This is a genomic window from Thiomicrorhabdus cannonii (assembly GCF_013391695.1).
Classification (GTDB): Bacteria; Pseudomonadota; Gammaproteobacteria; order Thiomicrospirales; family Thiomicrospiraceae; genus Thiomicrorhabdus; species Thiomicrorhabdus cannonii.
The window spans coordinates 39,142-63,939 of record NZ_JACBGH010000004.1 but is presented as its reverse complement, the minus strand read 5'-3'; the positions used below and the strand labels follow the sequence as shown (position 1 = coordinate 63,939).

General features: G+C 54.0%; 22 protein-coding genes and 1 tRNA gene. 12 read left to right on the top strand and 11 right to left on the bottom strand.

Annotated features, from left to right (window positions below):
- Positions 1-76 precede the first annotated feature (76 nt).
- A complete protein-coding gene (locus tag HZ297_RS06065; RefSeq protein ID WP_246261685.1) occupies positions 77-1,882 on the top strand; it encodes a GGDEF domain-containing protein in 1,806 nt (601 codons plus the stop codon).
- A 9-nt stretch (positions 1,883-1,891) separates the two neighbouring features.
- Here HZ297_RS06065 and HZ297_RS06060 read toward each other — a convergent pair whose 3' ends face one another.
- Together HZ297_RS06060 and HZ297_RS06055 are read right to left on the bottom strand one after the other, a co-directional pair.
- Entirely contained in the window at positions 1,892-4,222 is a 2,331-nt protein-coding gene (locus HZ297_RS06060) for an EAL domain-containing protein (protein ID WP_178862109.1), read from the bottom strand.
- Positions 4,223-4,293: 71 nt separating this feature from the next.
- Positions 4,294-5,238, bottom strand: coding sequence for a phosphate/phosphite/phosphonate ABC transporter substrate-binding protein (locus HZ297_RS06055; protein WP_178862108.1), 945 nt, complete (start codon positions 5,236-5,238; stop codon positions 4,294-4,296).
- A gap of 268 nt (positions 5,239-5,506) precedes the next feature.
- Here HZ297_RS06055 and purE point away from each other — a divergent pair, with 268 nt between their 5' ends.
- Complete coding sequence (gene purE / locus HZ297_RS06050) at positions 5,507-6,016, top strand: 5-(carboxyamino)imidazole ribonucleotide mutase (RefSeq protein ID WP_178862107.1); 510 nt, start codon at positions 5,507-5,509, stop codon at positions 6,014-6,016.
- 149 nt (positions 6,017-6,165) lie between these two features.
- The gene (locus tag HZ297_RS06045; RefSeq protein ID WP_178862106.1) at positions 6,166-7,278 is read left to right on the top strand and encodes a 5-(carboxyamino)imidazole ribonucleotide synthase; all 1,113 of its coding nucleotides are present in this window, start codon (positions 6,166-6,168) and stop codon (positions 7,276-7,278) included.
- Positions 7,279-7,352: 74 nt separating this feature from the next.
- Here HZ297_RS06045 and HZ297_RS06040 read toward each other — a convergent pair whose 3' ends face one another.
- Genes HZ297_RS06040 through HZ297_RS06030 form a run of 3 tightly spaced genes read right to left on the bottom strand, consistent with a single transcriptional unit; the run spans position 7,353 to position 10,835 of the window.
- Positions 7,353-8,822, bottom strand: coding sequence for an NAD(P)H-hydrate dehydratase (locus HZ297_RS06040; RefSeq protein WP_178862105.1), 1,470 nt, complete (start codon positions 8,820-8,822; stop codon positions 7,353-7,355).
- A gap of 23 nt (positions 8,823-8,845) precedes the next feature.
- A complete protein-coding gene (locus tag HZ297_RS06035) occupies positions 8,846-9,613 on the bottom strand; it encodes an undecaprenyl-diphosphate phosphatase (RefSeq protein WP_178862104.1) in 768 nt (255 codons plus the stop codon).
- A gap of 31 nt (positions 9,614-9,644) precedes the next feature.
- A complete protein-coding gene (locus HZ297_RS06030) occupies positions 9,645-10,835 on the bottom strand; it encodes a class I SAM-dependent methyltransferase (protein WP_178862103.1) in 1,191 nt (396 codons plus the stop codon).
- A 261-nt stretch (positions 10,836-11,096) separates the two neighbouring features.
- Between HZ297_RS06030 and HZ297_RS06025 the strand changes: the two genes are divergently transcribed.
- Complete coding sequence (locus HZ297_RS06025) at positions 11,097-11,561, top strand: FliG C-terminal domain-containing protein (protein ID WP_178862102.1); 465 nt, start codon at positions 11,097-11,099, stop codon at positions 11,559-11,561.
- A 20-nt stretch (positions 11,562-11,581) separates the two neighbouring features.
- Positions 11,582-12,055, top strand: coding sequence for a FliG C-terminal domain-containing protein (locus HZ297_RS06020; protein WP_178862101.1), 474 nt, complete (start codon positions 11,582-11,584; stop codon positions 12,053-12,055).
- A 14-nt stretch (positions 12,056-12,069) separates the two neighbouring features.
- Here HZ297_RS06020 and folB read toward each other — a convergent pair whose 3' ends face one another.
- Complete coding sequence (gene folB / locus HZ297_RS06015) at positions 12,070-12,441, bottom strand: dihydroneopterin aldolase (RefSeq protein WP_178862100.1); 372 nt, start codon at positions 12,439-12,441, stop codon at positions 12,070-12,072.
- A 120-nt stretch (positions 12,442-12,561) separates the two neighbouring features.
- On the opposite strand from folB, the gene plsY reads away from it, so the two are divergent.
- A complete protein-coding gene (gene plsY, locus HZ297_RS06010; protein ID WP_218644564.1) occupies positions 12,562-13,155 on the top strand; it encodes a glycerol-3-phosphate 1-O-acyltransferase PlsY in 594 nt (197 codons plus the stop codon).
- A gap of 92 nt (positions 13,156-13,247) precedes the next feature.
- Here the strand turns inward: plsY and HZ297_RS06005 are convergent, their stop codons facing one another.
- Genes HZ297_RS06005 through HZ297_RS05995 form a run of 3 tightly spaced genes read right to left on the bottom strand, consistent with a single transcriptional unit; the run spans position 13,248 to position 17,568 of the window.
- On the bottom strand, positions 13,248-14,303 hold the full coding sequence (locus HZ297_RS06005; RefSeq protein ID WP_218644558.1) for a response regulator: 1,056 nt from the start codon (positions 14,301-14,303) through the stop codon (positions 13,248-13,250).
- Complete coding sequence (locus tag HZ297_RS06000; RefSeq protein ID WP_178862098.1) at positions 14,300-16,621, bottom strand: ATP-binding protein; 2,322 nt, start codon at positions 16,619-16,621, stop codon at positions 14,300-14,302. The genes HZ297_RS06005 and HZ297_RS06000 overlap by 4 nt, the downstream gene beginning before the upstream one ends.
- A complete protein-coding gene (locus tag HZ297_RS05995) occupies positions 16,618-17,568 on the bottom strand; it encodes a phosphate/phosphite/phosphonate ABC transporter substrate-binding protein (protein ID WP_178862097.1) in 951 nt (316 codons plus the stop codon). Before HZ297_RS05995 ends, HZ297_RS06000 begins: the two co-directional genes overlap by 4 nt.
- Before the next feature lie 118 nt (positions 17,569-17,686).
- On the opposite strand from HZ297_RS05995, the gene HZ297_RS05990 reads away from it, so the two are divergent.
- Entirely contained in the window at positions 17,687-17,911 is a 225-nt protein-coding gene (locus tag HZ297_RS05990) for a hypothetical protein (protein ID WP_178862096.1), read from the top strand.
- A gap of 93 nt (positions 17,912-18,004) precedes the next feature.
- Here the strand turns inward: HZ297_RS05990 and tsaD are convergent, their stop codons facing one another.
- Positions 18,005-19,069: a tRNA (adenosine(37)-N6)-threonylcarbamoyltransferase complex transferase subunit TsaD gene (gene tsaD / locus HZ297_RS05985; RefSeq protein WP_178862095.1), complete on the bottom strand. Its 1,065-nt coding sequence runs from the start codon at positions 19,067-19,069 to the stop codon at positions 18,005-18,007.
- A gap of 192 nt (positions 19,070-19,261) precedes the next feature.
- Here tsaD and rpsU point away from each other — a divergent pair, with 192 nt between their 5' ends.
- The 5 genes from rpsU to HZ297_RS05960 all read left to right on the top strand — a co-directional run bounded on the left by rpsU (position 19,262) and on the right by HZ297_RS05960 (position 24,039).
- Positions 19,262-19,477, top strand: a complete 216-nt coding sequence (gene rpsU, locus HZ297_RS05980; protein ID WP_178862094.1) for a 30S ribosomal protein S21 — start codon at positions 19,262-19,264, stop codon at positions 19,475-19,477.
- 14 nt (positions 19,478-19,491) lie between these two features.
- Positions 19,492-19,941 (top strand): GatB/YqeY domain-containing protein, encoded by a 450-nt coding sequence (locus tag HZ297_RS05975; RefSeq protein WP_178862093.1) that lies wholly within the window; start codon positions 19,492-19,494, stop codon positions 19,939-19,941.
- A gap of 112 nt (positions 19,942-20,053) precedes the next feature.
- Positions 20,054-21,838, top strand: a complete 1,785-nt coding sequence (gene dnaG / locus HZ297_RS05970) for a DNA primase (protein ID WP_178862092.1) — start codon at positions 20,054-20,056, stop codon at positions 21,836-21,838.
- Positions 21,839-22,013: 175 nt separating this feature from the next.
- Positions 22,014-23,798, top strand: a complete 1,785-nt coding sequence (rpoD, locus tag HZ297_RS05965; protein ID WP_178862091.1) for an RNA polymerase sigma factor RpoD — start codon at positions 22,014-22,016, stop codon at positions 23,796-23,798.
- A gap of 164 nt (positions 23,799-23,962) precedes the next feature.
- Positions 23,963-24,039: transfer RNA gene (locus HZ297_RS05960), tRNA-Ile, on the top strand.
- A gap of 159 nt (positions 24,040-24,198) precedes the next feature.
- Here HZ297_RS05960 and HZ297_RS05955 read toward each other — a convergent pair.
- Complete coding sequence (locus tag HZ297_RS05955; RefSeq protein WP_178862090.1) at positions 24,199-24,699, bottom strand: hypothetical protein; 501 nt, start codon at positions 24,697-24,699, stop codon at positions 24,199-24,201.
- Positions 24,700-24,798 lie beyond the last annotated feature (99 nt).

The following is a 24,798-nucleotide window of genomic DNA, read 5'->3' as shown; positions in this document are numbered from 1 at the left end:
TTAGGCGTCACGCGTCGGCAACCTGTTTTTCGTAGCCTATACTGCTCTTGAGCTTTACCGATAGGCGGTGTTTTCCATGGTCGATTGCCATCAGCACGATGATTTACCTTTGTACGAGCGGCTGCATGACAGGCTGGCGCAAACCCTTTTGGGGCGGGAGTTGCTGTCGATTTTTACCTTGAAGAACCTTACGCCGGTTTATCAGCCGATTGTGGATTTGCAGACGCGCCAGGTGTTTGCCTTTGAGGCGCTGATCCGCGGGCCGGAAAATTCGCCCTTGTATCGTCCTTTGCATCTGTTTCATGTGGCCGAAGAGCATGACTGTCTGTTCGAGATGGATTTGCTGGCGCGACAGACGGCCATAGAGGCTTATCACGATTTCGGCAACCGCGAATATCTGTTCGTGAATGTTACGGTGAATTCGCTGATGCAGGCCTCCTATCAGCGCAGCATGACGCTGGACTGCTTGCATCGCTTGGGGTTGGATGTGTCCCAAGTGGTGATTGAGATCACCGAACTGCAGCCGGTCGAGGATTTTGAACTGTTTGTGAAATCCATCAATCATTACCGCGAGATGGGGTTCAAGGTGGCCATCGACGATCTGGGCGGCGGTTATAATGGCTTGCGCATCTGGTCGGAGGTGAAACCCGATTTTGTCAAAATCGACAAACATTTTGTCGGGGATCTGGCGGTGGACAAGGATAAGCAACGCTTTATCGAAACCATCTGCGCCCTCGCGAAAGGCTTGAATACCAAAATCATTGCCGAGGGGGTGGAGGATGCCGACACCCTTAAGGTATTGGAAAATCTGGGGGTGGATTATGTGCAGGGCTACCTGTTCAAACGCCCGCAGGTCAGGCCGAGTTGCGAACTGAATTACACCTGGTCGAATCGTCTGGAACCGGTGCGTCATACCGAGGAAACGGCGGCCTGTCTGGTGCATGAGATTCCCAGTGTGTTACCCGATACCTCGGTGAGCGAGGTGACCGAGTTTTTGCTCAAGGAAACCCAGTGGGACTATCTGCCGGTGGTGAATGACGAACAGGTGCAGGGCATGGTGTGGCGGCGCGATTTGATGGATATGCTGGCGCACCGTTTCGGGCGTGAACTGCATCAGCGCAAACCGTTGCATAAGGTGATGGATAAAACGCCGCTGATTGTCGATGTTAAAACCTCTCTGGTGGAGTTGAGCCGACTGGTGACCGAGCAGAAGGACAGCCGCCGTGGCGAGGTGTTTATCTTGACCGATAACGGCCGTTACCGCGGCTGCGGCAATTTTATTGATCTGCTGCGTGTCATCACCGATTTGAAGGTGAAGAGCGCGCAATACGCCAACCCGTTATCGGGATTGCCCGGCAATGTGCCGATTCAGAAGACGATCCGCGAGTTTATGGGCCGCAACAGCGAGTTTATGGTCATCTATATCGATATGGACCACTTCAAGCCCTTTAACGATTTTTACAGTTTTGAAAAGGGCGATGAGATTATTCGCATGATGGCGAAAATTCTGCATCACCATACCCGGCCCTCCAAAGATTTTATCGGGCATATCGGCGGGGATGATTTTGTGATTATTTCGCCGCGCGTTAAAAAGTACGAGGAAATCTGTGAGGCGATCCTGCAGGAGTTCCGCGAGGTGATTATGGGGTTTTATGAGCCGGAAGACCGTCAGCGCGGCGGGATTTCGGGCAAAGGGCGTAATGGCGAGGAGCAGTTCTTCCCGATGATGAGTCTGTCACTTGGCGTTTTGCTGGTCAGGCCCGGGGTGTTCAGCCATCAACAGATGCTGACCTCCTATGCCACGAAGGCCAAGAAGCAGGCCAAAATGCAGGGCGGCAACAGTTACGCCCTGGTAGACAGCGCCAATCTGCATTTGAATTAATGGGTCATTCTAAAAGAAGGTGTCGATCGGTGACGGTTTGTGGAAGTGATAGCCTTGGGCGTACTCAATCCCCACGGTTCTCAGCCAGTCGCTGACCGCCTCGTTTTCAACAAATTCGGCTATCGAGTGAATGTGCATTTCCACGGTAATCTGGTGAATAGCCTTGACCATCGCGGCATCAACGCTGTCGGTCAATACATCGAGAACGAAGTTGCCGTCGATTTTCACAAAGTCGACCGGCAGGCTTTTCAACCAGCTAAACGACGAGAAGCCCGACCCGAAATCGTCCAGCGCGAGTTTGCAGCCGAAGTTTTTAATGCTGTTCAAGAAGCTGATGCTGGCCGACATGTGGGTGATGGCGGCGGTTTCGGTGATTTCAAAACAGACTTTGTGATTAAGCGTCTGGTTGTTCTCTAGCACCTGTAAAAGCATGGCATTGAACTGCGGGTTGCCGAGTGACTGACCCGAAATGTTGATGTTGATTAATTCAATCGCATCGGCATGACTTTGCAGCCAGTTAATCGCCTGCTTGGTCACGTAGATGTCGAGCTCGGCCATCAGGTTGAAGCGTTCCGCAGCCGGCAGGAACTGGTCCGGCGTGATAATGCGCCCTTCCTCGTTCATCAGGCGCGTGAGGATTTCCACCCGTTTTTGCGTGCTCGCGTGCTGCAGCGGCACGATTTCCTGTGCAAACAGGACAAAACGTTCCTGTTTAATGGCTTCTTTAATATGGCTGACCCAGTTGAGTTGATTGAACTGCTGCGCCAGTACCAGGTCGTCTTCACGGTATATGTGCACACGGTTTCGGCCCTGGTCTTTGGCTAAATAACAGGCCACGTCAGCCTGGCTCATAATGCCGGCTTTATTGCTGGCCGCATGGATGGCGGTGATGCCGATGCTGGCACCGATGTCAAAACCGCGGTTCTCCCAGATGAACTGATACCCCGCCAGACTGCTGCGCAGCTTCTCGGCAATGGTGGCGGCGTGTTCGGTCGAGCAGTTCTCCAGCAGCAGCGCAAACTCGTCGCCGCCGATGCGTGCCAGCAGGTCGCTGTCACGGGTTTGCTGCTTGAGCACAAGGGCCACCTGTTTTAGCAGTTCATCACCGGCCTGATGGCCCACGGTGTCGTTAACGATCTTGAATTGGTCGAGGTCGATGTAGATAAGACTGTGTTCCGTGCTGCTGTCCTGCTGTGCGTCGCTAATCAGAATTTCCAGCTGGTTTTCAAATGCCTGGCGATTCTTCAGGCCGGTAAGGGGGTCATGCAGCGCCTGCCAGGTCAGGCGGCGTTTGAGCTCGCGGGCATCGGTGGCGTCATGGAATACCAGCACGGAACCGATGGTTTGCCCGCTCTTGTCGATAATCGGCGCACCGGAGTCTTCAATGGAAATTTTCTCGCCGGCACGGTTGATGAGGATAGTGTGATTGCTCAAGGCGATAATTTTTTGCAACTGCATGCTTTTCAGTGCAGGGTTTTCCACCGGCTCAAGGGTTTCTTCGTTATAGATGGCGAAGACCTCTTCGACCGGCTGGCCCTCGGCGGATTGGCTGCTCCAGCCGGTCAGGTGTTCGGCCACCGGGTTGAGGTAGGTGATGCGGCCTTGATGGTCGGTGGTGATGACGCCGTCACCGATCGATTTGAGGGTGATTTCGGCACGCTCCTTTTCGGTGAACAGGGCGTGTTCGTTGTCTTGGATGGTGGTGAGCATGGCCTGGAAGTTTTCGGAAAGTGTTTTCAGCTCGTCCTTGCGTTTCAGACCCAATGCGATATTGCGTTCGCCCTGCTGGACTTTTTGCGTGGCGCCAATCAGCTTATAGATGTCTTTGGTTAGGTTGGTCCCCATTATCCAGGCAAACAGCGTGCCGACCAAAATGGCCATCAAGGTGTAAAGAACACCTTCTGCGGTGACCAGTTCAATACTGTTGCTGATGTTGTGTCGGCTCATTTGCACGCGTGCCCAGCCGATGACCTGTTGCTCGATGAGAATCGGTGCCGCAATATCAATCACATCGACATTGTCAAAAAAGACAAGGGGTTGCGCTTGGCCGGACGGCTTGTCGCCGAAATCGATATATTCGCCGACATGGCGGTCTGCCGGCCGGTCTTTGTGATGATAGGACAGTACCTTGCCGTCAGCGTCGGTGATCATCGCAAAGATAAAGTTGGTCTGTTGGGACTGCGCCGTAATGATCTCTTCCAGGCCGACCAAATCATTGGAGAGTACCCAGGGAGTGCTGTTGGTGGCGAGGGTTTTGGCTATGCCTTGGGTGGAATCATAAGACTCCTTTATCAAAAAGCTTTGCTGGCGGTGAGTCAGATCCAGAATGAAGATGCTCATGAGCACGGCATGTACGCCGGCAATGGCATAAATAAGTTTCGATCTAATGGAAAGGTGCGAGAAAAAACGATTCATTTAGTCGGCGTCTGCTGGATGGGGTTGTTGTCATTGCTAACGGATTCTAAAGGACGAACCGTTTGGGAAAAAGCGGTAATGAACTCCTTGACCTTGTCGTAAGTCCGGTTGTCGGCGCTGGAGAAGGCTGACAGGCCCATTTTCTGGATAACGTCCCGGCCTTCGTCCGATTCGTGCAGATGGGTGAGGAGTGTTTGCACTTGTCGAGCCAGTGCTTCAGGAACGTCATCGCGTACCACCACGCTGTTGTTGGGGAGGGTTTCGGTTTCCCACATGACTTTGAGTGCCTGCTGCACCTCCGGGCGCTCTTTGCCAAGTGCTCTCCAGGGGGAGGGCCAGGTGGCGCCGGCCGCAGTATTGCCGAGATAGACATTCATGATGGCCGATTCCTGCGAGCCGACGTAGCGGTTGTCAATGTCATGGTTAACGTCCAGACCGTGGCTGTGAAGATAGGCCTGCGGCAGCATGGTGGCGGCCAGCGCGCTGGGAGCCGGATAGCTGACGGCTTTGCCTTTCAGGTCGGCGACTTGGCGGATCTGGCTGTCTTTTCTGACCAGAATAATGCCTTTGAAGTCGTTGTCGTCGGCGATTTTGGCGATAACACGGTAACGGTTGTCGATGGCGATCAGGGTCTGGTAGGGGTTGGGCAAGGCAAACGGAACGCTGCGGTTTTTCAGTTTTTCGTCAAAGCTCTGGTAGTCGCGCGAGGCTTCGACTTTGAACCTGACATGGGGAATATGCTGATTCAGATATTCCATCAGCGGATTGAAGTTTTCGTAAAGGCGTGTGGGATTATGCAGGGGATGGATCGCAAAAACATATTCCTGAACGGAATGGGGATTGCCGTGAAACACCGGGTCGTAACTGTTTGTGTTGCGTGAATCGCAGCCGTTCAGCGCTAACAGCAGAAACAGAGTGATCATGGCAAAGAGGGTACGCATTATCTGTAGGATCCCATGTTCAAGTGTTTCTAACAAAACCTAACCTGCATAAGGTGTATGACAAAAGCCATTTTAACAGAAGGTTTTTAAGGCGTCGCCATCTAATTTTTTCAGTGCTTCGGATTTGGTTTTATGCCACGCTAATCGGCGTTTTTAGAGCGGATGTGAAGGGCTTTTTGCCGTTAAGTCGTTGATTAATATGTGTTGGTTGATTAAATTTTAAAAGCGTGTAGAATTGACCACTTTTCAAAAATCAGAGACCGGAAAAATGACGCAAGCAGTTCAGTCAGACAAGGTGTTGGTGGGAGTGATTATGGGGTCCAAGTCCGATTGGCCGACCATGCAGCACGCCGTAGAAATGCTCGAAAAATTCAATGTGCCTTACGAAGCCAAAGTGGTTTCCGCGCACCGCACGCCCGATCTGATGTTTGAATATGCCGAACAGGCCGAAGCGCGCGGATTGCAGGTGATTATTGCCGGTGCCGGCGGCGCGGCGCATCTGCCCGGTATGGTCGCGGCGAAAACTGTGGTGCCTGTGCTGGGCGTGCCGGTGCAGTCGCGCGCGTTGCGCGGTCAGGACTCCTTGCTGTCGATTGTGCAGATGCCGGGCGGCATTCCGGTCGGCACTTTGGCGATTGGCGAGGCGGGGGCTAAAAACGCCGGTATTTTGGCGGCCATGATTGTGGGTAATCAGGATGCCGCGGTGCGTGAAGCGGTCAAGGCATTCCGCACCGAACAGACCCAAGTGGTGCTGGATAACCCCGACCCGCGCGACTAAATATTGCAGCGGTGATTTAGGACGGCGCTCGCAAAGAGTGGCCGCGGTTGCATGATAGACCGTAGCGTGCCTTTAACAAGCCTGACGACACTCCAAGGCTTTTGTTAGAATAGTGCGCTACGGTTTTTTTATTTTGGAGAATGGTTGGCATGACCCCGTTTACAAAACGTATTGGTGTTCTTGGTGCAGGTCAATTAGGGCGTATGCTGGCGTTGGCCGGTTATCCGTTGGGGCAGAAATTCGGCTTTTACGGCTCGAGTGACGAAGAGCCGTCGGCGATGCTCGGGCACATGTACAAGCAGAGCGACGATGTCGATTCGCTGGAAAAACTGGTGACCTTTGCCGATGTTATCACCTACGAAAGCGAAAACACCGATGTGGAGATGGTGCGTCGCATCGTGGCGCAGGGCACGCCGGTTTATCCGGGCGAAAAATCGCTGTTTGTCTCCCAGCACCGCGGCCGTGAGAAAGGCACTTTCGACAAGCTGGGGATTCCTTGTGCGCCTTATCAGTTGGTCGATTCGTTGGATAGCCTGCGGGTTGCGGTCACCGAAATCGGTCTGCCGGCGGTGCTCAAAACCACCACCGAAGGCTATGACGGCAAGGGGCAGTTTGTTCTTAGAAGCGAAGAGCAGATTGAGCAGGCCTGGTCGGAAATCGGCAACCGCGAACTGATTCTGGAAGGGTTTATCGACTTCAAGCGCGAACTGTCGATTGTCGCCGTGCGTAATGCCAATAACGAGCACGTCTATTATCCATTGGTGCAGAACGTCCATCACGAAGGCATTTTGCGTTATACCATCGCCCCGGCACGCGAAATCGAGCCGGAGATTCAGCAGCAGGCCGAAGCCTATATGCAGGCCTTGCTGGACGAGTTGGATCATGTGGGGGTTTTGACGCTGGAATTGTTTGAAACCTTGGACGGGCTGGTGGCCAACGAGATGGCGCCGCGTGTTCACAACTCCGGCCACTGGACGATCGAAGGGGCGCTGACCAGCCAGTTTGAAAACCATGTGCGCGCCATCACCGGCTTGCCGCTCGGTGCGACCACGCCACGCCAGCCGTTGGCGGCGATGATTAATATCATCGGCGAAACCGGGCCGGTGGAACAGGTGCTGACCATGCCGAACGCCTTTTTGCATCTCTACGACAAGGGCGAGCGCAAAGGACGCAAGCTGGGGCATATCAATCTGGTCGCGCAAACCGAAGAGGAGCTGTTTGCGATGGTGAACCAGTTAAAGGCGTTTTTGCCGCAGGCTTGAGCGTTAATGGCTCGATTAGAACCAAAAAACCGGCTTGATTGCCGGTTTTTTGGTTTTTACGCCGGTCAAAAAAATCACCCGGACAAACTCAACAGGCCGGGTAGGAGCGCGGCGAGTTCGGTGGGCAGCAGTCCGCGGCCTTCGGTTTTGGCGAGAATGTCGCCGCCACGGGCATGCAGATACACCCCCAAACAGGCGGCCGTATAGAGCGGCAGCCCCTGTGCCAGCAAGCCGGCGATAATGCCCGTCAAAATGTCGCCCATGCCGCCGACCGCCATGCCGGGATTGCCTTCCAGGCACATTTCCAGGTTGGCGCCATCGTAAATCAGCGTGCCGTTGCCCTTGAGCACAATCACGCCACCATAGCGCTGCTGCAGTGCTTTAATGGCGGCAAAGCGGTCTTGCTGCACCTCTTGGCTGTCGCTTCCCAGCAATACGCCGGCCTCGCCCGGATGCGGGGTCAGAATCCAGTTGTCGCGCTTCTCCGGCGATTTGGCAAGGTGTTTCAGTGCGTCGGCGTCCATCACAACCGGGTGGGCTTGCGGCAGGGCAAGCGTTTGCTGGTAGAGCTGTTGCCCCCAGGCGGCAACGCCCAGTCCGGGGCCGATGGCGATGACCTTGGCGGCTGCGCTGACCTTATGGAGCTGCGCGGGCGGATAGCACATGGCTTCCGGCAATGCCTGTGTCAGAATGAGAGCATGTTCCTCGCGGGTGAGGATTTTCAACAGGCCGGCTCCCGCTTTGAGCGCGGCCAGGCCAGCCATCTGAATTGCGCCCATCATGTACTGGTCGCCGCCGATTAAACAGACGCTACCCGCGCTGCCTTTATGGCTGCTATACGGTCTTGGCGGGAGTTGCGCCCGCCAGAAATCGAATCCGTGGGAGGCGGCCTGTTGAGTTTGCGAATGCAGGATTTCGTCATCCAGAAACAGATCGCTGAAATGAATTTGGCCGCAATAATCGGCGCCTTGGTACTGGTAGAGGCCGGGTTTGTGGGTGATGAAGGTGCAGGTGTGTTGCGCGCGTATGGCGTGGCCGAGGACGCAGCCGGTATCGGCATGGATGCCGCTGGCGATGTCGATTGCCAGCACCGGTTTGCCGCTGGCGTTGACCTGTTCGACCAGTTCAGCCATTTCCCCAGTGATGAGACGGTTCAGGCCGATGCCGAACAGGGCGTCGACCACCACATCGCAATCCGCCAGTTGTGACGGCTGAAAGGCTTGGCAGTCGATGCCCAGCGCGTTCAGTTCGCGATAGGCTTTGGCGGCATCGCCATGCAGGTTTTGTGGGGCTGTGGTGAGGTGGAGCGTCACTTTCATCCCGGCCATAGCCGCCAGTTGCGCCACAATCAAACCGTCGCCGCCGTTATTGCCGGCACCGCACAGCACCAGCAGTTTACGGGCCTGCGGATAGCATTGGCGCAGGGTTTCAAAAGCGAACAGGCCGGCCCGTTTCATCAGCAGCAAACCGGGCAGGCCGTGTTGTTCAATGGCAAAGCGGTCGATCGCCCGGCTCTGTGCGGCACTGTAAAATTCAATCGCCATGTCGCGCGCTCCCTGTTTGGGGATTAGACAAAAAACAGCAGTAACACTATACCAAAGGCGATGCGGTAAATCCCGAAGGCGTTGAAAGTGAAACGCGTCAGGAACGCCAGAAAGAGTTTGATGGTGGCGTAGGCGACCACAAAGGAGACGACAAAACCGACCAGCAGCGGGGTGAAGCTGCTGTCGGCAAATGCCTGGTAGTGTTTCAGCAGGTCGTAACCGGACGCGGCGGCGAGCACCGGCAGCGCCAGCAGAAAGGAGAATTCGGCGCTGGTTTTGCGGCTTAAGCCCGCCAGCATGCCGCCGACAATGCTGGCGCCGGCGCGGCTGGTGCCCGGAATCAGGGCGAATACCTGGGCGACGCCGATGCCGAGCGCCTGCTTATAACTGATCTGTTCCAATTGGGCGGTTTTGTGTTTGTCCTCGCGGTAGAAGCGCTCCAGCAGCAGGAAAATGATCCCGCCGACAATGAAGCCCCAGGCGACCACTTCGACGCTGAACAGGCTTTTGATGACGTCGCTAAGCAGGAAACCGATGGCGCCGATAGGCACAAACGCCAGCGCCACCTTGCTCCACAGCGGCCACTGGCTCAGGCGGAAATGCTGTTTGTAATTGAAGATGACCGCAAAAATCGCCGCGAGCTGAATGATCACCTCAAAGGCGGTGTTTTGGTCGGTCTGTTCCAGTCCGAGCCAGTCGCTGACCACAATCAGATGACCGGTGGAGGAGATCGGCAGAAACTCGGTAATGCCTTCGATAATGCCTAAAATAATCGCTTGATAGATTTCCATGTGCGGCTCTCAATCCGGGGTGGCAAAAAGGTTACAGTTGGTGGCGCAAATCGCGCAGATTAAAGCCGATGAGCTTCAGATCAAGCTGTTTGCTCAACGCAATCACTTTAAATGTCTCCCCCATTTCGTTCGGCAGGGTCAAGGTTTTGATCTGCTGGGCGATGCGCAGCTGTTCGGTCATGGGCGCGTCGGCTTGCGCAGACATTTCCAGCAGGCCGGCTCCCATCAGGAAATGCGCCTGGGTGGTGAAGCCGGTGACTTTGAAGCCGCTGTCGTAAGCGGCCTCGGCCACGGCGGTAAAGTCCACGTGGGCGGTGATGTCCTGCAGGCCCGGATAGAAAAACGGGTTGCTGTGGGCGCGATGCTGGTAGTGGCAACGCAGCGTCCCCATGACGCGCGCCGGCTGATAGTATTCCTGACGGGTATAGCCGTAATCAATCAAAATCACCATGCCTTGTCCGACGCTCTCGCCCAGGGCTTTGAGCCACGGGCTGATATTGAGGTTGATTTCGGTTTCGTAGCCGAGGTCGGAGACGTTCCCCAAAAAGTCGATGAGCTGATTGGCAAATTGCTGCAACGGTTTGGCGGTGATTTTCTGGTAATCCCAGTCGAACTGGCCGCTTGCCTCGTCGTAGCGCACATAGGCCTGCAGCGCCTGATGCGGCTCAATGCGCAGGCGCTCGAACGGCATGGCGTCCAAGACTTCGTTGGCGAGAACCACGGCGCTGATGGCTTTTTCCGGCAAACGGTCGAGCCAGACGACTTTTTGGAAGAGCGCATCCGGCAGGTTCTCCTTGAGGGTGAAGCGCTGGCGTTCGCGCAGGTCGGCACTGAGTTCCAGAATGTAATAGTGGGCAAGCGGTTCGCCCAGCGCATCGAGTTCCAGCAGAATGTCTTTGGCCATGGTGCCTTGGCCGGCGCCGAATTCGAGGATGTTGGGTTCGCTCAGCTGCGGCAATATCTGCGCCGTCTGTCTGGCAAGGCAGCGCGAGAACAGCGGCGAGACTTCGGGCGCGGTGATAAAGTCGCCCTGGGCGCCGATTTTAGGCAGGCCGCTGGCATAGTAGCCCAGTCCGGGGGTGTAGAGCGCCATTTCCATATATTGCGCAAAAGTCATGTGCGGATGGCGGCGCAGGGTGCGCAGAATTTTCTGGCTGAGCTGTTCGCTGTGCAATTTGGCGTCGCTGCTGGGTTCCGGTAGGCTGGTATGGGCTTTGTTCATGATGCGTGTCGTTGTATTTTAAAGGACAGATTGTTGCATGATATTATGCAGCAACTTATTGTAAACCATTGCGTAAACCATTGCTGTCCGGCATGACCTTAAAGACGGGTTACCTCCAAATGCGTTTTTGGCTGGACAATTGCTTGGCAAAGTTGCTTAATGAGAACTTTGCGCCGCGCTTGTGCAAAATTCTCTTAATGACCGACCGGCCTGTGAGGGGCTGGCGTTGGTAAGCATTGGCAAATAAAACGGAAGGCAGAGATGAAAGTTGGCATTAAAAAACTGCATGAAAACGAATGGCAAATCCATATCGGTTGTGCGTCAGTCAAAATTGATCGTTTTACGTTGGCATTGTTGCAAATCACCCTGGAGCATCTGGCGGCGTTGGAAAGCGGTCAGCAGCATTCCACCCTGCAAAGTTATGTGAAACTGGGGCTAAAGCTCAACGAGCTGGATGATTTGTCGTTGCAGAAAATTCTGGGTGAGGTCGACAGCAAGGCGCTGCTGGATCTGCTGTTGCTCGCCAATCGTCCCGATTTTACCGAGCGGGCGCTCAAGAATGTTGGCGGTATCATGTCCAAACAGTTGCAGGCGGATTTGCAGTTGGCCAAAATGCCGAATGCGGAGGAAGCCAAGGCGGCCATCAAGCATCTGGTGGAAAAGATGTTTGAACTGGAAGCGGCCGGCAAAATCGAGTTTGTGCGCGGCGATACCCAATATATCTAAATGATGTGAGAGGCTGATAAATGGAAATTAGTGCCAAACGTGATCATGATGGCGAATACCTGCTGGAACTGGGCCCTGTGACCTTGACGCTGCCCAGTGCCGCGATTAAAGCGTTGACCGAGGTGATTGACCAGCGCCTTAACCAGTCGGACGAGAAAGAACAGCAGGAACTGCAGAAAAAGCTGGCGGCCTATAAAGCCTTGGCGACCAAGATGTCCGAGGTGGATGACCGCATTGTGCAAACCTTTGCACCACAGGTCACGCCCGAACAGCTGGTGACGATTGTGCGTCTGGCGGAGGGGGACGTGTTGCGTGAAAAAGTGCTCCGCAATCTGTCCAAACAGAATCGCCGCCAGTTTGAAGAGGATTACGCCACGTTCAATAAGATTACCGTGCATCAGGCGTGTCTTTATATGGAGCAGCTGGTGCCGCTGATCAAAAAAGTCGCCCAGCAACAGAAGGCGTTGCACGAAGCCATCGAGCGCGGCGAGTAGTGGCGGTTGGCCGATTAACGCGCGCGTTGGCGGCGCACAATCAGGCCGACCGTGTCGGTTTCGGCAACGGCTTGCGGTTTGCTGATTTTAAGACGGATGCCCTGCACGGCGGCATGATGTTTGAAAATGTGCGCGCAAACCTCTTCCACTAAGGTTTCCAGCAGCTCATGGCGGCTGCCTTCCACCAGTGCGATCACCTCATCTGACACCTGTTTGTAATCCACCGTATCGCCAATCGCATCGCTTTGCGCCGCGTGGCTGAAAAAATGGTCGGGCATGGCCAGTTCGATATCGAAAATCAGCGGCTGGCGTGCCTCGCGCTCCCAATCATAGATGCCGATAATGGCCTGGGTTTTCAGCCCTTCAATAAAAATAATGTCAGTCACACGCTTTGTCCTGTTTTGTCGTTCTATCTAGCCGGATTTATCTGCACACCTATTATCCGCTTCTAGTAAAATCATGCAAATTCAAAAAATACCAACGTGAGTTAAAAGGACTGTGAAATGATGGAATGGATGCCTGTTTTATGGGTTGTGGGAGCCTATCTGCTCGGCTCAATCTCGTCGGCGATTGTGGTGTGCAAATTAATGGGATACGAAGACCCGCGTCAGGGCGGTTCGGGCAATCCGGGCGCCACCAACGTCAAGCGTTTGTATGGCAACAAGCCGGCGGCGATTACGCTGCTAGGCGATATGCTTAAAGGCGTTTTGCCCGTGGTCGCCGCGCAGGCGGCAGGCTTGTCGGCCGACTGGGTCATGTGGGTTGGTTTCGCGGCGTTTATCGGCCATCTTTACCCGGTCTTTTTCGGCTTTAAAGGCGGAAAAGGGGTGGCGACCATGTTGGGCGTGATGTTCGGCCTGTCGTTGCCGATCGGCCTGGCGGTTGGCGGCACCTGGTTGTTTGTCGCCAAGGTGTTGAAGATTTCGTCGGCGTCGGCCTTGGTGGCGACGGCTCTGGCGCCGCTGTATATTTATTTCTTATCCGGTGAGATGAGCTGGGTGTGGCTGACCGCGCTGATGACGCTGATGCTGTTCTGGCGTCATAAGGGCAATATCGAACGCCTGTTGAAAGGTGAAGAGGGCAAGATTAAAAAAGGGTGATAGTCTTGGTTTGAAAGTCTCATTTAAAAACTGAACAGGCCGGGTGTACCCGGCCTGTTCAGTTTTAGGAGGCCTGTTTTGAAGCACGTGCCTTATTTATGCAGGCGCTCCTTGATGGCCAGGAAATCATTTAAATTATTCAGCAGAAGCTCCACCAGTTTCGGCTCGAAACTCTTGCCGCTTTCCGCTTTGAAGTAATCCAGTATCTCCTGCAAAGGCCAGGCTTTCTTGTAGACGCGGTCATGGCCGAGGGCGTCGAAAACATCGGCCACCGCGCAGATTCTCCCGGCGATATCAATCTCTTCCCCTTTGAGTCCTTGCGGGTAACCGTTGCCGTCATATTTTTCATGGTGCTGATGGGCAATCAGCGCTGCCATTTGCAGTAACGCGCTTTGAGAGGATTTGAAAATGTCGTAACCCTTTTGCGCGTGACTGCGCATGATGGCCATCTCTTCATCGGTGAGGCGGCCGGGTTTGTGGAGGATATTGTCCGGGATGGCCACCTTGCCGATATCGTGCAGCGGTGCGGCCTTGAAAATCAGGTCGCATTTGTGCTCTTCGACGCCATACAGCTTGGCCAGTAGATGGCAGTAGGCGGCAACGCGCTGCACGTGCAGGCCGGTTTCATGGGAGCGTTCTTCAATGGTCGCACCCATCATCGAAATCACTTCGCCCTGCGTGACTTCCAATTCATGGTTGAGGTTTTGGATTTCGAGCACCGCCAGTCTGACGCGCTCTTCAAGCTGGGTCTGGTAGTCGTGCAGTTGCAGATGGGTGTTGACGCGCGCCAGCACCTCTTCGTTGGCAAAGGGTTTGGTAATGTAGTCCACGCCGCCGGAACGGAAGGCGGTCACCTTGTCCTCGGTTTCGCCCATCGCACTGATGAAAATCACGGGGATGCTTTCCGTGCTCGGGTCGGCTTTGAGCTGCTGGCAAACCTCAAAGCCGTTCATATTGGGCATTTTGATGTCCAGCAGGATCAGGTCGGGCGTCTTTAAATGCACCGACTGCAGCGCCATTTCGCCGTTGATGGCGGCACGTACCTGATAGCCTTGTTTTTCCAGTACGCTCGTTAAGAGTTTGACATTGGCAATCATGTCGTCGACGACGAGGATCTCATAGCGGCTGTTATTCAAAAGGTGATTCACGCGGTTTTCCCGTTCAATTCCGTTGTGTCAGCGCTGAGGTTGGCGATGAGGTCAAAACGGTATTCATCTGTGAGGCGTTCCAATATCTGCGCCAGTTTGGCATCCGTTTGCGCGATGGCACCGATAGTGTCCATGATTTCCCTGGGGTTGCCCAGTTTGGCGTTAAGGTGCAGTTGCTGACGAAGCGCTGGCGCGATGTGCTGCATGGCTTCGGCTTCCAGGGTGAGTTGCTCGTTCGCCACGGGAGCCGGTGTTTCATCGTCATATTGGTATTGTAGGTCAAGATGTTTGGCCATACAGGCAAATATTTCGTTGGGGCGGTAAGGTTTGCGCAGAAAATCATCGGCACCGGCATCCAACAGCTCTTGGCGTTGCTCCTGGAATACGGAGGCCGTCAAGGCGGCAATTTTGACATCCTTGCCGCCCGGCAGCTTGCGGATTTCGCGGGTGGCGACCAGACCGTCCATGACGGGCATGCGTCTGTCCATCCAGATAAAGTGGGGGTGCCAGCTTTGGAAAAGCTCGATCGCCTTTTGGCCGTTTTCGGCTATGTTGACCTCAAAGCCGGCGTTGGTCAGGATGTTTTGCAGCAGGAGTTGGTTTTCTGTCTGGTCTTCTACAATCAGAACCCGCCAGGCGGGTTGGCCGGGCAGGAGTTTGACCACATGGCGATGCACCGGCTGTTCGTTGGTAATCTGTGTGCCCGTTGCGCGTTCCAGTTCGATCGTCAGATAGAAAAGGCTGCCTTTGCCGGGGGTGCTTTGTGCATGGATCTCGCCCTTCATCATGTGGACGAATTGGCGGGTGATGGTCAGGCCCAGGCCGGTGCCTTTCTGCGCGGCGGCATTGGCAAGCTGCTCGAACGGCAGGAAGATTCTTTCCAGATCCTCCGGCTGGATGCCCGAACCGCTGTCTTCGACCTCGATGCGCAGCGTGAGGCATTGGTTGTCTTGCGGTTTCTGATGCGCATCCAGGCGCAGCGTCACGCCGCCCACATCGGTGAACTTGATGGCATTACCGATCAGATTGATGAGGATTTGGCGCAGCTTGGCCGAATCCCCATGCACAAAACGCGGAAAGTGAGAACTCTGGTCGATCAGCAGCGAAATCCCCTTGTCGTCGGCGCGCACTTTCATCATGTCGGTGACATCCAGAATCAGTTGCCCCAGGTCAAAGTCCTCTTTGTCGAGCTGGGCGCGGCCGGCCTCGATTTTGGACATGTCGAGCACATCGTTGATCAGGTTAAGGAGGTGCTCGCCGGAACGGTTGATGATGCGCAGCGTATCGCGCTGTGAATCGGGGGTACTGGGGTTTTCGTAAAGCAGTTGCGAGAAACCCAGAATGGCGTTGAGCGGGGTACGCAGTTCATGGCTCATGTTGGCCAGAAAGAGGCTCTTGGCGCGGTTGGCGGCTTCGGCTTTGTCTTTGGCGACGGTCAGTTCCTCGGTGCGCTGTTTGACGATCTCTTCGAGGTTCTCGTTGAGGTGGCGGATGTTGTTTTCGACTTCCTGACGTTTGCGGATGTCTTCTTTTAAGGCGTGCTGCGTCTGTTTGAGTTCGTTTTCCTTTTCCTGCAGGGTGTCCAGCATCCGGTTGAATTCGCTCGATAGGCGGCTGACTTCGCCGACGCCGTTTTCGTTGGCGCGCACCTTTTCGGAGCCGGCGCGGATTTGCGACATGGTATTGATCAGACCGTGCAGCTGCGCGGTGAGTCCTTTGGCGGTCAGGAAAGAGGTCAGGTAGGCGATGAACAGGGCGATGATCGAGAAGAGCACCGCCTGCTCAATATTGGCGGCGGCATTGGCCTGCCGGTCTTTTTGGTCGATGCGGATGTTCACCCAACCCAAGTCCTGATGTTCCTGTTCGATAATGTAAGCGACATCGATGTAGTCGTCGGTATCGGCGAGGATCGTCACGGCATGCCGGTGATCCTGCTCGCCTTGCAGTTGGCGCAGATAGTTCTGGCGTGTGGCATCGATCACGTAGCGACCCACCTGGCTCGGATCGGTATGCGCAATGACTTTGCCTTGCATGTCCATGACGGCCGCGTAGGTCAGGTTTTCATAAATCAGAAAATCCTGCACGGTCTGCTCCAGGCCTTCGTAGTCGTTGGCCATGACCCAGACGCGGCTGGTGGTCGAGAGCATCATGGCGCGGTTTTTGGCCTGTTTAATCGACTGTTCGTGCAGAAATGCACCGTTTTGCTGGGTGATGCTGTAGGTGAATAAGGTGACCAGCAGCGTCAGGATCAGGCCGATGCCGATGACCAGTTGATCACGGATGCTGTGATTCCAGATGGCGAGTAATTGGGCTTTCACTGAGTACTCCGCGTGGGGCGAACCTGTTGTTCAAATTGGCTGAGAAAGTCGCGCACCGGAGCGTAGGTCGCATCATCCGCCGGCTCGAAGCGGCTGAGTTCCATGCGCGCCAGAATGGCCCGGCCTTCGGGCGATTCATGCAGGCTGAAAAGAATGCCGGCCACCTGTTTCACCAGCGATGCAGGCATGTCGTTTCTGGCCACGAGTCCGTTGTTGGGCAGTGGGTCGGTCTGCCATTTCACTTCGACATCTTCAGCGACTTGCGGACGTTGTTTGATAAAAGCCTTCCAAGGCGGCGGCCAGGTGGCCGCAGCGGCGACCTTGCCGAGATAGACGTTCATGATGGAAGATTCCTGTGAGCCGACATACAGGTTGGTGATATCGCGGTTGATATCCAGTCCGTGGGTGTGAAGATACCACTGCGGCATCATGGTGGCCGCCAAGGCCGTTTCGGCCGGATAGCTGACGGTTTTGCCTTTGAGGTCGGCGACGCTTTCGATGCCGCTGTCTTTGCGTACCAGAATAATGCCGCGGAAATTGTCATCGTCGCCCATTTTGCCGAAGATGTGGTAGCCGTAATCGACGGCGGTGACCGTTTGGTAGGGATTGGGCAGGGCGAAATCGAAATGGCGGTTAAACAGCTTGCTGTCGTAAGCGGCGTAGTTGCGGGAGGCTTCGAGCTTCAGCTGGGCGTTGTCGAGTCGGGCATTGATGTACTGTACCAGCGGGCCATAGACTTCAAACAGATGTTTGGGGTTGTGCAGCGGGTGGACGCCAAACAGATAGACCGGCTGTTTGGGAGGCGTGCTGTTGCTATATTGCGCCTCATAGCCGGATGCTTCCTTTTCGCAGCCGGATAGCGGGAAAAACGCCAAAGCGAGCAGCAGCGGGGCAATCAATCGGAGAGATGGTTGAAGAAATAGGCGCTTGGCGGATTTGATAAACATTTTTTACCTATTCAACCGAGAGAAATACACACAAATATAACACAAATATAAATTGTGCTCTTTTTCATAAATAACAACTTTTTACACCAAGTTGGGACTTTTGTCATCCAAAATGGAGGTGGAGAAAAGCGATTTAAAAGCGCGTAAAAATTCTCAACAGGCCGGGTATGCAGGCGTTTACCCGGCCTGTTGGGTTTTAAAGAGAGCTTTGCACGAGATGGCTGCACGAATAAAAATGGTTAAAAATCGCCTGATTTTTCTCGACTTACCCCTGCGGGCGTCGAGTTCTTTGTTTGTTGAAAAACTTGCTAATAGCTGGCTATTAGCTGCGTTTTCCGCCTGAATCAGCCAATTTTTTCCTCATTTTTCTTTCTCGGCTCTACAGCCGAGTTCTTCGGTTCGCGCCCCACTTGTGCAAAGCTCTCTAAAAGGCGTTTCAGGCGATTGGCGTCAGTGCTTCCAGCGGCCATCGGGGCGTGGTGGCAAAGCTTAGGTCCTGATGTTCGCCGGCCAACAGGCGTTGTGCGCCGGCATAGGCGATCATCGCACCGTTATCGGTGCAGAATTCCAGTCTCGGGTAAAAGGCTTCGCCGCGGCGTTTTTGCATCAAGGTGTTGAGCTTGGCGCGGATTTCGCGGTTGGCGCTGACGCCGCCGGACACCACCAGACGATTCAATCCCTCCTGTTCCAAAGCGCGTTTGCACTTGATGGCTAAGGTATCGGCCACCGCCAGTTCAAACGCGCGGCAGATGTCGGCTTTGGTCTGTTCGGTCGCATCGTTTTTGGCAATGGCGTCCTGCCAGGTGTTGAGTGTGTAGGTTTTCAGGCCGCTGAAACTCATATCCAATCCCGGACGGTCGATCATCGGCCGCGGAAAGTGGTAGCGCTCGGCATCGCCCTGTAAAGCGAGGTTGGAGACTTTAGGGCCGCCCGGATAGCCGAGGTCGAGCAGTTTGGCGGTTTTGTCGAAGGCTTCGCCAGCCGCGTCGTCGAGCGTATCGCCCAGCAGTTTGTAGCGGCCGATGCCGTCCACGCGGATAATCATGCTATGCCCGCCGGACACTAAAAGGCAGATAAACGGAAATTGCGGTTTGGGGTCTTCGAGCATGGGGGCGAGCAGGTGACCTTCCATGTGGTGGACGCCAATCGCCGGAATCCGCCAGGCGTAGGCGAGACTGCGCGCCACCGAGGCGCCGGTCAGCAGTGCGCCCATCAATCCGGGGCCGGCGGTGTAGGCGATGCCCTGAATATCCTTGCTTTCGATGTTGGCTTCCTGCATGGTCTGCAGAATCAACGGCGTCAGTTTTTGAATATGGTCGCGCGAGGCCAGTTCGGGCACCACGCCGCCGTATTGGGCGTGCAGTTCCACCTGTGAGTAGAGGTTGTGCGCCAAAAGCCCTTTTTGGGTGTCGTAAAGCGCGACGGCGGTTTCATCACAGGAGCTTTCAATGCCCAAAACCAGCAGTGATTGGCGTGAAGAGGTCGATTCGGCGGTGGACATGGCGCTTTCCTGTTAGTCAAAGTGGCTGAATTTTAACAAAATAATCGCCTTTTATTGGAAGTTTTCTTGTAAAAGGGTTTGCAAAAGTGCACAGAGAAATTTATAATTCCTGGCTTTCCGCTACCTGTCTTTTGACCGAGGGTTTAAAAGGCCGGGTAGAAACAGAATTCCAAATTTTGAATAGGTAGAATTATGCCAAGCGTAAAAATCCGTGATACAGAACCATTTGACGTAGCATTGCGTCGTTTTAAACGTGCTTGTGAAAAAGCCGGTGTATTGACCGAGTCTCGCAAGCGTGAATTTTATGAGAAGCCAACCTGGGCTAAGAAGCGCATGAAAGCGGCGGCTGCCAAGCGTCTGGCTAAGCGTTTGTCTCGCGAAAACCGCCGTACTAACCGTCTGTACTAAGAGCGGAGTGATTCGTGTCTAGTGAGATGAAGGCGCAACTCACCGCGGCCATGAAGGACGCGATGAAAGCGAAAGAAAAAGAGCGTCTGACTGTTATTCGCTCTATGCTTGCGGCGATTAAGCAAGTTGAAATCGATAATCAGACTGAATTGGACGATGCCGGCGTTTTGGCTGTTTTGGATAAAGCCATCAAGCAACGCCGTGACGCTCAAAAGCAATATCTCGATGCCGATCGTCAAGATCTGGCCGAAATCGAGGCGTTTGAGATTACCGTCATTCAGGATTTTATGCCGCAAGCGCTGACAGAAGATGAGATTAATAGCTTGATTGAGCAGGCCATGGCCGAAACAGGCGCCAGCGCCATGCAGGACATGGGTAAAGTGATGGCGCTGCTCAAGCCGCAGATGCAGGGTCGCGCCGATATGGGCGAGGTCAGCAAGCTGATTAAGGCGAAGTTGGGCTGATTCACCTGTCGCTAGACCATCGAGTCACGCAAAGCAAGAACCCGTCAACCATTGGCTGACGGGTTTTTTGCGTTTCAGGGGCTGTGAATTTTCTGTGGATAAGGTGTGAATTTTGGTAAATCAAACCGGCAGTATCCCGCGTTCATTTATTGAAAATCTGTTGGCTCGTGCCGATCTGGTGCAAGTCATTAATCAGCGTGTGCCTTTGAAAAAGGCGGGCGCCACCTATAAGGCGTGCTGTCCGTTTCACGACGAGAAAACCCCCTCCTTTAACGTCAATCCGCAAAAACAGTTTTATCACTGCTTTGGTTGCGGGGCGAGCGGAGATGCCATCAAGTTTCTGATGGAGTACGACGGCCTTTCGTTTGTCGAGGCGGTCGAATCGCTCGCCGCACAGTACGGCATGGAAGTGCCGCGCGAAAAACTCTCCCCCAAGCAGCAGGCGCAGCAGCAGGCCAAACAGGAAAAACAGCGTGACCTGTATGATGTGATGCATCTGGTCGCCAAGTTCTACCGCCATCAGTTGCGCGATCATCCGCAATCCGAGCAGGCCAAAGCCTACCTCAAGCACCGTGGACTGAGTCCGGAGATTGCCAAGACCTATGTAATCGGTTTTGCTCCTGCGGGTTGGGATACGCTGGTGAAAGGGCTGCAGGCCGATGCGCAGCTGCAGCAGCAACTGGTGGACACCGGCATGCTGATCCGTAAAGACGACGGAAAACTGTACGACCGTTTCCGCCAGCGCATTATGTTTCCGATCCGCGACGGACGCGGACGCGTGGTGGCGTTCGGGGGGCGCGTACTGGGGGATGATCAGCCCAAGTATCTCAATTCGCCGGAAACCCCGATTTTTCACAAAAGCTATGCGCTTTACGGTCTGTATGAAATGCGCCAGACGCGCGAGAAATTTGATCACATTCTGGTGGTCGAGGGTTATATGGATGTGGTCGCGCTCGCGCAATTCGGGCTGCGCAATGCGGTGGCCACACTCGGTACGGCGACGACCATCGATCATCTGCACATGCTGTTCCGTCAGGTAAACGAAATCGTATTCTGTTTTGATGGCGATCAGGCGGGCACCAAAGCGGCGTGGAAGGCGTTGGAGCTGGCGTTGCCGTTGATGGAAAAGGAACGCTCGGTGAGGTTTCTGTTTCTGCCGCAGGGCGAAGATCCCGATTCGATGGTGCGCAAAGAGGGCTTGCAGAACTTTCAGACACGCATACGCAACGCCCTGACGCTGTCGGATTTTCTGTTTCAGGGTTTGCAGGGGCGATTGAGTTTTCCGTTAAGCAGCATCGAAGGACGCCAGCAGCTGGTTTCCTTTGCGCAAAGCTTTATACAGCAGGCGCAGGGCTTGTATCAATATCTGCTGGTGGAGCGTCTTTCCGAGCTGGTGGGCTTGCCGGCCTGGCGGCTGGAAAAGCAGATGAATGTGCATTCCGGGTTCGCCGCCTTTAAGAAAACGCCGCAAAACACGTCCAATGCCCCGCAAAAAGCGGACATAAAAATCAATAGAGTGGTGACGCTGCCGTTAAAGCTGGTACGCATCTTGTTAAAACGTCCTTCCTGGGCGGAGTTTTTTCCGGAAAATTTTGCGCAAGACCTTTTAAAAAGCCAGCAGCGTGACTATCAAGTACTGGGTGGTGCGATTGCCGCTTTGTCTGGTCACGGGTTTTTGCATGAGGCGGCCGTGCAGTGGCTGCAGCAAAAAGGTTTTACGGCGGAGTTGCAGTTGATTCAGCAGTCCGAATTGCCGGACGACGACGCCTTTTTGAAGGCGGAGTTTGACGTGGCGATTGTCGCGCTGGCGGCCGCATTGGATGAGGCTAAGTTGGGACAGGCCGGGTGGAATCTGACCGAGATGATCCGCCTGCAGGTTTTGGCGCGCGAAAAATAGGGTTTTACGGCGGCAATGATGCGGCTAACACGCTCATTTCAAACGGTTTTTGAATGTGGGTTTGTGATAATTTGTTAACAAATTTAGCGTAATTTTAGATATAATTACGGGTTCCGTTTTTTCCGTGACGTCAAAAGCGTTTAACGGTTCGAGTCATAAAGGTATCGAGGCAGACATGACAAAAGTTGAAAGAAAACAGCAGTTAATTGATTTGATCGATCGTGCTAAAGAGTTGGGTTACCTGACTTATGCCGACGTAAACGACGTGTTGCCGGACGATATCGAAGAAGACCAGCTGGGTCAGGTGCTGACCATTTTGAAAGACTTCGGGATTCAACTGTTTGATACCGCGCCGGAAGATGACGAGCTGCTGACCAAAGACGGTGAAGTGTTTGATGATGCGGCCGCCGAAGCGGCGATTGCCGCGCTGTCCGAAGTGGATTCCGAATTCGGCCGCACCACCGATCCGGTGCGCATGTACATGCGTGAAATGGGTTCGGTGGAACTGTTGACGCGACATGGTGAAATCGAGATCGCCAAACGTATTGAAAGCGGCATCCGTGAGATGTTGGACGCGCTGGCGATCTATCCGATTTTCAGCGAAGAGATTTTGAAAACCTTCAGCAAGATGGATGACGGCGAAGGCAAGCTGGCGGATGTGGTGCAAGGCTTTGTGCGTCCGGGCGATTTGGTGGATGTGCCGGTGGAAGAGCTGTCACCCGACAGCGACAATCAGGAAGTGAAGGACGATACCATCGATCCTGAAGAACTGGCTGCTTTCCTGGAAACTCTGCAGGCATTGCACTCTGCCACTTTGGCAGCCTCCAAAGAGCACGGTTTTGAGTCGCCGCAAGCAAACACCGAACGTTCCAAATTGGTGGAGCATCTGCAAACCATCAAGATCACGCCACTGTTCTCCAACGGCTTGATCAAGCACATCAAAAACAAAATTACCGCGATCCGCGAGCAGGAGCGCGTGATTGTCGACAAGATCATGCGCGAGATCAAAGTGCCGCGCGCGTTGTTCCTGGAGCAGTTTGTCGGCAAGGAAACGGATTATACGTTGATTGACCGTCTGATCGAACTGTCCGCCAGCCACGCCGACAAGCTGGAAGAGGCGCGTGCTGACATCAAGCGTGCGCAGAAGCGTCTGTCGATGATCGCCAAAGCCGAAAAAATGCCGATTTCGTTGTATAAGTCGATTTACAAGGATTTGAGCAAGGCGGAAAACCAGGCGCGTAATGCCAAGCGCGAGATGATCGAGGCCAACCTGCGTCTGGTTATTTCGATTGCCAAGAAGTACACCAACCGCGGTTTGCAGTTCCTCGATCTGATCCAGGAAGGGAATATCGGTCTGATGAAGGCGGTGGACAAGTTCGAATACCGTCGCGGTTACAAGTTCTCGACCTACGCAACCTGGTGGATCCGTCAGGCCATTACCCGTTCAATCGCCGACCAGGCGCGTACCATCCGTATTCCGGTACATATGATCGAAACCATCAACAAGTTGAACCGCATCCAGCGTCAACTGCTGCAGAAGATGGGGCGTGAACCGACGCCGGAAGAGCTGGCGGCCGAGATGGAGATGCCGGAAGACAAGATTCGCAAGGTCATGAAAATCGCCAAAGAGCCGATTTCCATGGAAACGCCGATCGGTGATGACGAAGACTCTTCACTGGGCGATTTTATCGAAGATTCCAACATTCTGTCGCCGCAGGATGCCGCGGATGCCGAAGGCATGAGCGAAACGGTGCGCGAGATGTTGAATACGCTGACACCGCGCGAAGCCAAGGTATTGCGTATGCGTTTCGGTCTGAGCATGAACACCGACCATACTCTGGAAGAGGTCGGCAAACAGTTTGATGTGACGCGTGAGCGTATTCGTCAGATTGAGGCCAAGGCGTTGCGCAAATTGCGTCATCCAAGCCGTGCCGAGAAGCTGAAGAGCTTCCTGGATTAATCGGGCTGCGTAAAGCCGGCCTGTTGAGATTTTGAAACTCAACAGGCCGGGTTATTTCCCAAAAGCGCCGTTTACGGCATTCCCTAATGGCGTTTCAGTCGCTATAATACATCCCGCGTTTTTACGCAATCAAAAGCGATTTCTTCGCTTTATTCCTTCCTTAAGGGCCCTTAGCTCAGTTGGTTAGAGCACACGACTCATAATCGTTAGGTCCACGGTTCAAGTCCGTGAGGGCCCACCATTTAAACTCTTTAAAATCATGCAGTTGCTAGCACATTATTGGCTGGTGGCTTTCCTTAAAAAGTTTTATGTACCGTATATGTACCGCTGTGCGTTAATTTTGATGCATCTCAGTGTAGCTTCGTCAGTAAGAATTGGTTGATTTCGGCTTCGATGAAACCTATATATTGCGATGTACCTGCTGTCCGGCTTGGAATAGCAACTGGTGCAGGTATGTTTCTATCGCCAAGAGTCGCGGTTCCCACGTTTTATAGTATGTGCTTTTGTTAATGCCAGTCATTTCGGCTTGTTTGATTTTGGTCAGGCGCTTGGCCTTGGTGATATGGCGAATAGCTATTTCAATTAATCCGTTCACTGCATTTCTGTATTTTTCTTTATGGATATAGTTAGCTTCTTTAAACCACTCCATGGTGGCGATGACATCAATGATTAGATGGTGTTTGAACTCTTGAAGGTCTTTAGGCTGCGCCGTTTGGTTCCAGATCATAAGTAACAAGTAGGCGGCTTTATCCATGTTGGCAAAATATCCGCCTAGCTGGTGCCTGCTAAGTTGATCTTGCCGGCCGGTGCTAGATGCTTCTTTTAGCACGTTGATTGCTGTGACATTGATTCGATTTAAAACGGACTCTGTCTTTCTTGAAAAGGCGTGGTCAGTCGTCATATCTTGCACCTGAATGGAGATTTTGAAACGCCATTATAAATCTGGCTGATCGGTATGCAATTACCGACCACTATAAGCGCCGCTAATTTCTGTACCGAC